Genomic DNA, 11034 nt, shown 5'->3' with positions numbered 1-11034 from the left:
ATCATCGAGGAACGGCTTCGCTCCGGATGATTCTTCGGCAAGCTGACGATGTCATGAAAATAGCAGGCCGTGAGGAGTACCAGTCGGTCGACCTCCTCCCCGGCGGCCAACAGGGTAGCCGTGGCCCAGACGCGACGAAAATGGGACAGATCGTGTGCGGCATCATCCTGCGCGTGGTGCGTCAGTATCCAGTGCTCATATCGTTGCTGCCAGTCAACCAGGTTCATAGGCTTTCCTTTATGTGAAGGTCAGCCTCGAGCATAGCAACTTTACCGCTGATGATCCCGCTCGCCGCGAGACGGCCGGGTATACCAGACAACCGCCCCGAGGATCGCGCCAATGCCCGCAAGGACTAACATCCCCAACAGCGCGCCAAGCCATTTTCCCGCCGTGGTTCCCAAATCGCCCTCCACGCTGGCGCCGGGAACGCTGTGAATTTTTCCGACCACCCACCAGTAACGCACGATGACCCAGACACAATATCCGCAAAAAGCATACAACGCCCATAACGCGAGCTTCCCTCCGGGGCTGCGTTTTGCCTGCTCTTCCATCTCATTCCTCTCCGTGACACAACACACTACCGCCACTCAAAACGTGACAAGCATCACATTATACCGCCAACCTGCGCAGCAGGCAGCAGTTTCATCCCCATCTTCTGCGTCAACCTGCGACTTATGCTGCCGGTGAGCGGGCGCTGGAGTGTTTTATTTATTCTTCTCCCCATGCGAAAAGTTTATTCCGGCGCGGGAGATCGCGTGTTGTATTGATAATATATTGATTATTTTTGCCGGCCAAAAAGCAATTTTCGTGATGAATGATGCCTTGATGTTAATTCATACAACTCATTTCATTAAGTTAACAAAATTAATCAAACCAAGTCATATCCCATTGCTATATAATAAAATAATATTCCACCAAAAATTATTCACAAATAATATAAAGAACCAAATTGAAATAAATTGAAATGTTTTATATTATTTATTTACATCTTTTATTTTAAATAAAAATGAACTTAGTCGTTAGTATCTGATAGTCATTCCGGAGGGATTGTCATAATTCATAGAAATTATTATTAAAAGGGAATATATAATGAAAAGAAAAGTACTGGCACTCATGGTACCGGCATTATTAATGGCCAATGCCGTTAATGCCGCGGAAATCTATAACAACAACGGCAACAAACTGGACCTTTACGGAAAAGTCGACGGCCTGCACTACTTCTCTGACGACACTTCAGAGGATGGCGATCAGACCTATGCTCGCTTTGGTATAAAAGGCGAAACGCAGATCGCTTCCGAGTTAACCGGCTACGGTCAGTGGGAATACAACATTCAGGCAAATACCACTGAAAAAGAAGGCGCAAACTCCTGGACCCGTCTGGCCTTCGCTGGTCTGAAGTTTGCCGACTACGGCTCACTGGATTACGGTCGTAACTACGGCGTAGTGTACGACATTGAATCCTGGACCGATATGCTGCCGGAATTCGGCGGCGATACCTACACCCAGACCGACGTCTACATGACCGGCCGTACCAACGGCGTGGCAACCTACCGTAACAGCGACTTCTTCGGCCTCGTCGATGGTCTGCATTTCGCCCTGCAGTATCAGGGTAATAATGAAAACGCCGGTTCTGGCGAAGGCACTAATAACGGCGGCAAACGTAAACTGGCGCGGGAAAATGGCGACGGTTTCGGTATCTCCAGCTACTACGATCTTGATATGGGCATCAGCTTCGGTGCGGCCTATTCGTCTTCTGACCGTACCCATAACCAGCTGGCAGAGGCTCGTAGCAGCCAGCGCTACGCCAATGGCGATAAAGCCGACGCCTGGACCGTCGGCGCGAAATATGACGCCAACAACATCTATCTGGCCGCCATGTATGCTGAAACCCGCAACATGACCTTCTACGGCAACGATAGTTTTGGTGGGATTGCCAACAAAACGCAGAACTTCGAAGTGGTCGCGCAGTATCAGTTTGACGACTTTAATTTACCGCTGCGTCCGTCTGTCGCCTATCTGCAGTCGAAGGGTAAAGATCTCTACACCTATTCTCGCTACGGCGACAAGGATCTGGTCAAGTATGTCGACGTGGGCATGACCTACTACTTCAACAAAAATATGTCCACCTATGTGGATTACAAAATCAACCTGCTGGATGAAGACGACCGCTTCTACAAAAACAGCGGTATCGCGACCGATGACATCGTCGCCCTCGGCCTGGTCTATCAGTTCTGATCCCCGTCAAAGCCCGCGTTCAGCGGGCTTTTTTATATTCCCGCTCCGTTGAGATCACTCTTTTCGACATTGCCGCTTTCCAGGCGTACCTTCCCTCTTTATGATGCGTTTAAGCTCGTTCGGGCAAAAAGCGGCGATAAGGTCCTAAAAGGATAAAGCGCGCTACCGCGTCTCTACGCTGAAACCAGGACGATGATGATGGCGATACCCCAGCGCAGGCGTTATACCTGAAGCTAACGGTGTGATTGAAGGGGAATGGTCATTAAGAGAAAAGTGGCGGAGAGAGGGGGATTTGAACCCCCGGTAGAGTTGCCCCTACTCCGGTTTTCGAGACCGGTCCGTTCAGCCGCTCCGGCATCTCTCCGCTGTTGTGGTTGCTATAATGCCAGGATCTTTGGCATTTTAATAGCTCCCGTTTCGGTAATCGTGTTCAAGTGACGACTTTGCGAGCAATATGATGTTTAAATGGCCCTGGAAAGCAGATGATGAGTCCGGCAACGCAGAGATGCCCTGGGAGCAAGCGCTTGCCATTCCGGTTTTAGCCCATCTTTCTCCCACTGAGCAGCGCAAGCTTACTCAGTTGGCTGCCCGTTTCTTACAGCAAAAACGTCTGGTGGCGTTGCAGGGGCTGGAGCTCACCCCGCTGCATCAGGCACGCATTGCCCTGCTCTTTTGTCTGCCAGTGCTTGAGCTGGGAATAGAGTGGCTGGACGGTTTCCATGAAGTGCTGATCTACCCAGCCCCGTTCGTCGTGGATGATGAATGGGAAGATGATATTGGTCTGGTCCATAACCAGCGGGTGGTGCAATCGGGACAAAGCTGGCAGCAGGGGCCTGTAGTGTTGAACTGGCTGGATATTCAGGACTCCTTTGATGCGTCAGGCTTTAACCTCGTGGTGCACGAGGTGGCGCATAAGCTGGATGCGAGGAATGGCGATCGGGCCAGCGGCGTGCCGCTTATCCCATTACGCGAGGTTGCCGGCTGGGAGCACGATCTCCACGCGGCAATGAACAATATTCAGGATGAGATAGACTTGGTGGGGGAAAGCGCCGCCAGCATTGACGCCTATGCCGCCACCGACCCCGCGGAGTGCTTTGCCGTCCTCTCGGAATATTTTTTCAGCGCGCCCGAGTTGTTCGCGCCCCGCTTCCCCGCCCTGTGGCAGCGTTTTTGCCACTTCTACCAGCAGGATCCGCTGCAGCGGATACGTGAGAATGGCCTGCAGGATGAAGACAATCGGCGCATTGTTCACTAAAACAACGCCTTGAGCTAAATTTAGCCAGTTGAATCAGCAGGTTAATTTTAGTGTTGACACAAAAATGCGAGGCCAGTAGTATGCGCCTCGTTCACACGATTCCTCTGTAGTTCAGTCGGTAGAACGGCGGACTGTTAATCCGTATGTCACTGGTTCGAGTCCAGTCAGAGGAGCCAAATTTAAAAAAGCCTGCTTTCGAGCAGGCTTTTTGCTTTTCAATTTCCATGCCTCTTCACGAATCTTTATATGATGTAGATTCAACAAGTTAGCGTGAAAAATTTTCCTGATGCATTTTCATTCCTTCCTCCGCATCAGGCAATATTCTGGGTCATTTCAGTTCGATTTTACGGTGATCTATGTCTTTTGCGACACCAAACTCCGCAGTTTCAAGCCTACCGAAAAACCTTTTAAGTTTACTCAGCGGGACTGAGTTTCGCGCAGGCCGATGCAATGCGCCGCCCGGCTTCAGCTACCGTGGCACTGTCTGTGGCAATCGATAATCGAAAATAGGGCGACAAGCCGTATGCGCTGCCGCCAACGCCGGACACACCGCTTTCCAGCAGATAATCCAGCACGTCAGCTTCGTTTTCGATTTTCGCCCCGTCTGGCCGGTAACGTCCGATTAATCCGGCGCAGCGGCAAAAGACAAAGAAACCGCCCTGCGGCACCCGCAACTCCAGCCCGTCAATATTCGCCAGAATGTCGGTTATCACATCGCGCCGTTGCTGATAAGCCGCCACCTGTGGCGCAATAAAATCCAGCCCGCCGTTAAAGGCTGCCAGCGCAGCCGCCTGACTCACCGAACTGGCACCGGAACTGATTTGCGACTGCACCACGGTCATGGCGGCAATAAGCGCTTGTGGCCCGGCACCGAAACCAATCCGCCAGCCGGTCATCGCATAAGTTTTGGATACGCCGCCCACCAGCAGACTGCGCCCCTGTAAATCAGCGGCCACGTTGAGCAGATTCTGGTGTTCACAGCCATCAAACAGAATGTGCTCATATAAGTCATCGAGCATGACCAGCACCTGCGGATGTCCGCGCAGGACGGCGGCCAGCGCCTGCAATTCCGCGGCGGAATATACCGCGCCACTCGGATTACCTGGATGATTGAGCACCAGCCAGCGGGTGCGCGGCGTAATACTGGCGGCCAGCTGTTCCGGCGTCAGTTTGTAGCCCTGCTCCAGATGACATTCAACCAAAACCGGTGTGCCACCGTTAAAACGCACGCTGTCCGGAAATGTCGGCCAGTACGGAACCGGCACAATCACTTCGTCGCCATCATTGAGCGTAGCGGCAAAGGCATTGAAAATGACCTGCTTGGCACCGTTGGCAATCATAATGTCGGCAACAGCGAATGGCAGCCGGTTTTCCCGCTGCAATTTCTGTCGCACCGCCTCACGCAGCGCTGGAATGCCCGGCGTCGGCGTGTATTTGGTTTCACCACCCGCAATCGCCTCGTATGCCGCCTGTTTAATGTGAGCGGGCGTATCAAAATCCGGCTCACCGGTGGTGAGATCCAAAATATCCACCCCAGCTTTTTTCAGGTCATTGGTGCGCTGTTTCGCCGCTGCATTGGCGGAAAGTGACACGCGCTGAACGCGGTCTGACAAAGAAATCGTCATCGTAATGTTCCAACGCTAAAGTTAAGACGGGCGGTTAAAGTCAGGCTCAGGCAGACCAAGGTTTTCACGCAGCGTGCTGAATTCATATTCTTCACGGAATAACCCGCGACGGCGCAATTCGGGGATCACCAGCTCAACAAACAGCGAAAGCTGTTCCGGCATCACCGCCGGCATGATGTTGAAACCGTCTGCCCCGCCTTCTTCAAGCCAGTGCTGGAAATCATCGGCGATAACGTCCGCCGTACCGACCAGTACCCGGTGCCCACGCGAACCGGCAGCAATCGCGGCCAGTTCACGCAGGGTCAGATTTTCGCGATACGCCAGATCGGTCAGCAGCTTCACTCGGCTCTGATTACCTTCACCAGCAGGCACATCCGGCACCGGTCCATCGAGTGGAAACGCACTCAGATCCATATTAAAACGGGTGGAAAGCTGGCGGATGCCGTTATCAATATCCACCAGCGAATTCAGTTCACGCCAGGTTTCATGCGCTTCTTCCAGCGTGCGCCCCACGATGGGCATTACGCCTGGCAAAATCAGCACGTGATCTGGATTACGTCCAGCCTCTATCACCTGCTGTTTCTGCGCACGGTAAAACGTTTGCGCTTCTTCCAGCGTGGCGGCCGCAGTAAACACGACTTCAGCCGTGGCCGCCGCCAGTTTCTGGCCGTCAGCAGAAGAACCGGCTTCAATAATGACCGGACGCCCCTGCGGCGAACGAGTGATATTCAGCGGACCCTGTACCTGAAAATACTTGCCCTGATGATTCACCGGCTGGATTTTCTCGTTCACGAAATACTGGCCGCTGGCCTTGTCCGGCTGCACCGCCCCCTCCTGCCAGCCTTCCCACAGTTTGAATGTCGCCTCGAGAAACTCATGCGCCACGGCATAACGTTCGGCATGCGTGGGCATATCGTCGCGGCTGAAATTGCGCGCCACGTCAGTGGAAAACGACGTCACTACGTTCCACGCCGCGCGGCCGTGGCTGATGTGATCAAGAGAAGAAAAGCTGCGTGCCAGATTAAACGGATCGCTGAATGTCGTTGAAGCCGTGGCGGCCAGCCCGATATAGCGTGTTTGCACTGCCAGCGCCGACAGCAAGGTCAGCGGCTCAAGCCGCGCCATGGTGGACGGCAACCGGTAGACGCTGGTCGCCAGAGCATCGCCGACGAAGAACATATCGAACTTGCCCTCTTCGGCTTTTTTGGCGATCCCCGTCAGCCAGTCGATGTCGGTCGGCGAACCAAGGTTTTCAGTTAAGCGCCAGCCACTGACGTGATGCCCGAGCGGCTGTACAAACAGACCAAGACGCAATTGACGTGTGTTTTTTGCAGAAGATGAATCAGAGGTCATGGCGTTATCCCTGTGAATAATAGTCAGTTTCGGTTTTCCGCAGGGCTTTTTCGATATTTTCCGCTGCTATTGGAAACGGTAAACGGGCGGCATTTTCGGCGGAGAATTTTACTTCGCGGGCAATGGCCGCGATGATCGCCTCCCGGTCACCATTCAGTGGCGGCAATGACAGTGGCGCGTCATATTCACGTAACAACGACAGCAACTGCACCTCGGGCTGGCCGTCATCGCTTTCCAACAGGGACTGCACCAGCAACCCGAAACCCACTTTCTCGCCGTGCAGCCAGTCATGCAATTCCGGCTGATGGGTGAAACGGTTATGGATCGCGTGCGCCACGCCCGGCGCAGGGGTTTCATCGCGCATGCTGTTAGCCATACCTGCCACCGCGATATTGGCGTCGATAACTTTCATCAGCGCCGGTGTGACTTCATGGCGGGCGTTGTCCTGCACCGCCTGAGCGCCGTATTGTTCAAAGACGTCCACCGCCAGTTTTGCTGCCTGAACTTTCAGGTTCAGCGCCAGACTGTCGTCGCTTTTCTGTTTATACGGGCGGAATTCGTACCATTTCGCCAGCGCATCCACGATGCCCGCTTTGAGATAACGCACATCGTTTTGCGCAATCATATTCGTGTCGACCAGCAGCATCAGCGGCATACGCGACAACGGCTGGCTGCGCACATGCCCGCCGAGCTCATTATAAATAATGCTGACCGGCGACCAGGCGGCACAGGTCGCGGCAACGGTCGGTATGGTCACCAGCCCGACGTGGGACAGCAGATTCGCCACCGCTTTGGCACAATCAAGCACCCGCCCACCGCCAATGCCCAGTACCAGCGTGGCGTTTTGTTCCCGCACGCTGTTCAGATGGGTTTCGATAGCCGCATCGGTACATTCCGTGGTGAGAAAATTGACCTGCCAGCGAATACCGGCTGCCTCCAGGCTGGTTTCCAGTTGCGGATTCACCGCCCGCCACGCTTTCGGGCTGGTGATGATCGCGACATCGGAGGAATGAACGGCAAGTAGCTCACCGGTGCGTGAAAGCAGGCCGGGCTGATGATGATAGGTCTGCGGTGATTTTATGGCGAACACATCGATGCCCTGTATTTGTCGTCTGGTTAAAGAGAAACTCCCCGTAATTAAACAGGAATTTGATATGGGATATATTCAAGTGTTATTAAAAGCATCCTACGAGAATTGAAAAAATTAACAAAGTGCTAAGTGGGGATCCTTATTAACTTATTCTCAATAGCATAGATTGATTTTTGCTATAGCCTATAAACCCCTTGCATGCTGTGCTGGATCAAAGAAATGATAGTGTCAGACAGGGCTAATTTAACGCAATGAAAACAGACGCATCTGGCATCATCCCATACCTGATACGCCATTTCGATATCGTGTTTTTAATGACGATCTTAAAACAACGTTAATTATCCCTTATATAAGACGAGAGTATTATGTCCTCACATCCGATAGATTTTCTTTTACTTGGCAACAATTTTGGCACACCCGAAATGCGGGAAATCTGGTCAGAGCAAAATCGCCTGACACAGCAAATCAATGTCGAAGTTGCGCTGGCATTGGCCGAAGGTGAGCTGGGTGTGATTCCGCAACAGGCTGCGCTGAGCATTGCGGAGCTGGCCAATGCCAGCCAGCTGAATATTAAGGACATCGCCGCCTCCGGCGCGCAGATGAAACATTCTCTGATGCCGGTGCTCACCGCATTGCAACAGCAATGCGGTGACGCAGGGGAATACATTCATTACGGCGCAACCACGCAGGATATCATCGATACCGCCACCGTTTTACAGCTGGCACAAACTCTGAAAGTGATCGTCCGTGACAGCACCGCCGTGGCGAATGAGCTGAAAGCGCTGGCGCGTGAGCATCAGTACACGCTGATGACAGGCCGCACCCACGGTATGCAGGCGTTGCCCACCACGTTTGGCTTTAAAGTCGCCGTCTGGCTGGATGAGTTTATCCGTCATCTCGACCGTCTTGCCGCCATCACGCCGCGTCTGCTGACCGGTAATATCAGCGGCGCGATCAGTACCTACGCTGCGCTTGGCGAAGTGGGTCCGGAGGTAGAACGCCGCACACTGGCGCGCCTGAACCTCAGTACGCCGAATATCGGCTGGCAGGCTGCGCGTGACCGCTTTTCAGAATACGCCTCGGTGGCGGTGCTGATCAGCGGCACTCTGGGCAAAATAGGCAACGAACTTTACAACCTGATGCGCACCGAAATTAATGAAGTCGAGGAACCGTTCAGCAGCGGGAAAATCGGCTCCACTACCATGCCGCACAAACGCAATCCCGCAGCCCTCGAAGGTCTTGCCAGCCTGACACAGCCGCTGTTGCACAGCGCATCACTGATTTATCAGTCGATGCACGTGGAGCATGAACGTGATGCGATGAGCTGGCGCGCCGAGTGGATCGCCCTGCCGGAAATCTCGATTTATCTCTCTGCACAGCTGCAAAATGCTCAGTCGATTCTCTCCGGCCTGACGGTCAATAAAGCACGCATGCTTGCGAATTTGCAAATGCAGGACGGCCTGCTGCTGTCCGAAAAAGTGATGTTTGAGGTCGGTAAAAAACTCGGTAAACAAACCGCGCATCATCTGGTTTATGAATGCGCCATGCAGGCGTTTGAAAAACGACACGCTTTTAAAACCGTTCTGCTTGCGCATCCGGTGTTGGCGGCCTGTATTACTGAACGGGATCTTGACCACTGGTTAGATCCGGCTCATTACACCGGCTGCGCCGCGCAAAAAGTCGATGACGTCATCCGCTTTGCCGAGCAGTCCGGTCATCTGACTTCTCCTGAGGGATCTGGGTTATGACACAACATTTCAGGCGGCTGACGCTGGATGATAAACACGATTATCTGACACTGATGCTGGCCGCCTACGCGCCAATCAAAGCGCTCGGGATTCAGTTTGATGCTGCCACCGCCGATCTGGTACGCGTGACACAACACCTCGACGATCATGCGGTGTTTGCGCTCTTTGATGACCAGCGGATGGCGGCTTCGGTTACCCTGCGCTTCCCGTGGGGCGCAATGCCGGGCCCTTTGGGCCTGCCGCATATTGGCTGGTTTGGCACGCATCCAGATTACGCCGGTCAGAGCCTCGGCAAAAAACTGTTGGGCTGGCTGGAAGACAACATTCTGATCCGCGAACTGAAAGCCCCGGCTTACTCCCTCGGTACCGCCACCAGCCATCCGTGGCTGCGCGATATGTACCTAAAACTGGGTTTTCAGCCGGTCTTTGAAAGAGACCTCGGCAAAGGACATATCACGCTGTACCTGAAAAAAATTCTCGATGAAAAAAGCCACGCCCGCTGGCTGGAACGTCAGCCACCTACAGGAGTTTAAATGTTAGATATCACGCAGGAACATCAGCCACTGGCGGCGTTTATTCAGGATTTTCGCCACCACCTGCACCGCCATCCGGAGCTGTCCAACGACGAATTTAACACCACCGCCAGTATCCGGGCGGTACTGGAGAAGTATCAAATCCGCGTGATAGATTTGCCGCTCAAAACTGGTCTGGTGGCAGAAATTGGCGGCATCAATCCCGGCGAACTGGTGGTGCTACGTTCTGATATCGATGCCCTGCCGATTGAAGAAAAATCCGCTGTGGATTACACCTCGCAAAATCCCGGAGTGATGCACGCCTGCGGCCACGATTTCCACACCTCGGCGGCACTTGGCGCGGCGATTTTGCTGAAAGCGCAGGAAGATTCGCTTTCCGGCACGGTACGCATTCTGTTTCAGGCGGCGGAAGAAACCGGTCACGGTGCGCCGACGCTGATTAGCACCGGCGCGCTCGATAACGCTGCCGTCATTTTCGGCATTCATAACGATCCCTCTTTGCCGGTTGGCGTTATCGGCAGCAAAGACGGCGCATTAACCGCCGGCGTGGATCGCTTTGCGATCGCCATCTCCGGTACCGGCAGCCACGCGGCGCGTCCACACGAAGGCAACGACCCGATTATTATCGCCGGACAGGTGATTTCCGCGCTGCAAACCCTGATCGCCCGCAACGTGCCGTCCGCACACAACGCGGTGGTTTCTATCACCCAGGTTCACAGCGGGAGCACCTGGAATGTGATCCCGGATTCCGCCTGGCTGGAAGGCACCGTCCGCACCTTTAATCAGGACACACGGGAACTGATCGAACGCCGTTTGCGGCAGGTTCTTACGGGTATCGCTGCGGCATTTGATACCGACATCAGCCTCGACTGGCAGCCAGGCCCGCCGTCAGTGGTCAATACGGCTAAATGGGTGGATTTCGCGCTGGCGCACGGTGAAGGCTCCGGCTTTGAAGCCCGTCGCGTTGAAGCCAGCCCGATAGGGGAGGACTTCGCGTTCTATCAGCAAAAATTGCCCGGCGCATTCATCATGATCGGCTCCGGAGGCCCTTACGCGCTGCACCATCCACAATTTCGCGTTGACGATCGCGCCCTGTTTCCGACTGCACATTACCTGTCGCAACTGGCGGTACAAGCGCTGCGCACTCTCAGTGCGGAAATAAACAGCAAGGATAAAAGCGCATGAATCGACAAGC

The 11034-nt window shown here is 53.9% G+C and carries 10 protein-coding genes and 2 tRNA genes; 6 read left to right on the top strand and 6 right to left on the bottom strand.

Translation table 11 applies throughout. From position 1 onward, the window contains the following. Together CW267_RS22475 and drpB are read right to left on the bottom strand one after the other, a co-directional pair. The coding region (locus CW267_RS22475) for an HD domain-containing protein (protein WP_133124753.1) at nt 1-227 on the bottom strand (227 nt) is incomplete at its 3' end. 42 nt (nt 228-269) lie between these two features. Next, nucleotides 270-551, bottom strand: a complete 282-nt coding sequence (drpB, locus tag CW267_RS22470; protein WP_008804201.1) for a cell division protein DrpB — start codon at nt 549-551, stop codon at nt 270-272. A 538-nt stretch (nt 552-1089) separates the two neighbouring features. Here drpB and ompC point away from each other — a divergent pair. Beyond that, entirely contained in the window at nt 1090-2235 is a 1146-nt protein-coding gene (gene ompC, locus CW267_RS22465; RefSeq protein ID WP_012967656.1) for a porin OmpC, read from the top strand. 274 nt (nt 2236-2509) lie between these two features. Here the strand turns inward: ompC and CW267_RS22460 are convergent. Further along, nucleotides 2510-2599, bottom strand: a tRNA-Ser gene (locus CW267_RS22460). A 90-nt stretch (nt 2600-2689) separates the two neighbouring features. Between CW267_RS22460 and mtfA the strand changes: the two genes are divergently transcribed. Both mtfA and CW267_RS22450 read left to right on the top strand, forming a co-directional pair. Beyond that, on the top strand, nt 2690-3490 hold the full coding sequence (gene mtfA / locus CW267_RS22455) for a DgsA anti-repressor MtfA (RefSeq protein ID WP_008804199.1): 801 nt from the start codon (nt 2690-2692) through the stop codon (nt 3488-3490). A 100-nt stretch (nt 3491-3590) separates the two neighbouring features. Further along, nucleotides 3591-3666: transfer RNA gene (locus tag CW267_RS22450), tRNA-Asn, on the top strand. Between the two features lie 237 nt (nt 3667-3903). Here the strand turns inward: CW267_RS22450 and CW267_RS22445 are convergent. From CW267_RS22445 to CW267_RS22435, 3 genes are read right to left on the bottom strand one after another with little or no spacing between them, the layout of a single operon-like run. Further along, nucleotides 3904-5115, bottom strand: a complete 1212-nt coding sequence (locus tag CW267_RS22445) for an aminotransferase class I/II-fold pyridoxal phosphate-dependent enzyme (RefSeq protein ID WP_012541202.1) — start codon at nt 5113-5115, stop codon at nt 3904-3906. Nucleotides 5116-5136: 21 nt separating this feature from the next. Then, on the bottom strand, nt 5137-6468 hold the full coding sequence (locus CW267_RS22440; RefSeq protein ID WP_040968693.1) for an LLM class flavin-dependent oxidoreductase: 1332 nt from the start codon (nt 6466-6468) through the stop codon (nt 5137-5139). Nucleotides 6469-6472: 4 nt separating this feature from the next. Further along, nucleotides 6473-7558 (bottom strand): iron-containing alcohol dehydrogenase family protein, encoded by a 1086-nt coding sequence (locus CW267_RS22435; RefSeq protein ID WP_100781495.1) that lies wholly within the window; start codon nt 7556-7558, stop codon nt 6473-6475. 365 nt (nt 7559-7923) lie between these two features. On the opposite strand from CW267_RS22435, the gene purB reads away from it, so the two are divergent. From purB to CW267_RS22420, 3 genes are read left to right on the top strand one after another with little or no spacing between them, the layout of a single operon-like run. Beyond that, the gene (gene purB / locus CW267_RS22430) at nt 7924-9306 is read left to right on the top strand and encodes an adenylosuccinate lyase (protein WP_049156838.1); all 1383 of its coding nucleotides are present in this window, start codon (nt 7924-7926) and stop codon (nt 9304-9306) included. After that, entirely contained in the window at nt 9303-9839 is a 537-nt protein-coding gene (locus tag CW267_RS22425) for a GNAT family N-acetyltransferase (RefSeq protein WP_008804194.1), read from the top strand. Before purB ends, CW267_RS22425 begins: the two co-directional genes overlap by 4 nt. Next, nucleotides 9840-11024, top strand: coding sequence for an amidohydrolase (locus tag CW267_RS22420; protein ID WP_012967651.1), 1185 nt, complete (start codon nt 9840-9842; stop codon nt 11022-11024). Nucleotides 11025-11034: the final 10 nt, after the last annotated feature.

Origin of the sequence: Klebsiella sp. X1-16S-Nf21, from assembly GCF_002837615.1 — a bacterium.
Lineage (GTDB): Bacteria > Pseudomonadota > Gammaproteobacteria > Enterobacterales > Enterobacteriaceae > Klebsiella > Klebsiella variicola.
This window is presented reverse-complemented; position numbering and strand designations above follow the sequence as displayed.

Excerpts from the sequence above, each read along its gene's own strand:
- drpB (WP_008804201.1), bottom strand. The coding sequence starts at position 551 with ATGGAAGAGCAGGCAAAACGCAGCCCCGGAGGGAAGCTCGCGTTATGG.
- ompC (WP_012967656.1), top strand. The coding sequence starts at position 1,090 with ATGAAAAGAAAAGTACTGGCACTCATGGTACCGGCATTATTAATGGCC.
- mtfA (WP_008804199.1), top strand. The coding sequence starts at position 2,690 with ATGATGTTTAAATGGCCCTGGAAAGCAGATGATGAGTCCGGCAACGCA.
- CW267_RS22445 (WP_012541202.1), bottom strand. The coding sequence starts at position 5,115 with ATGACGATTTCTTTGTCAGACCGCGTTCAGCGCGTGTCACTTTCCGCC.
- CW267_RS22440 (WP_040968693.1), bottom strand. The coding sequence starts at position 6,468 with ATGACCTCTGATTCATCTTCTGCAAAAAACACACGTCAATTGCGTCTT.
- purB (WP_049156838.1), top strand. The coding sequence starts at position 7,924 with ATGTCCTCACATCCGATAGATTTTCTTTTACTTGGCAACAATTTTGGC.
- CW267_RS22425 (WP_008804194.1), top strand. The coding sequence starts at position 9,303 with ATGACACAACATTTCAGGCGGCTGACGCTGGATGATAAACACGATTAT.
- CW267_RS22420 (WP_012967651.1), top strand. The coding sequence starts at position 9,840 with ATGTTAGATATCACGCAGGAACATCAGCCACTGGCGGCGTTTATTCAG.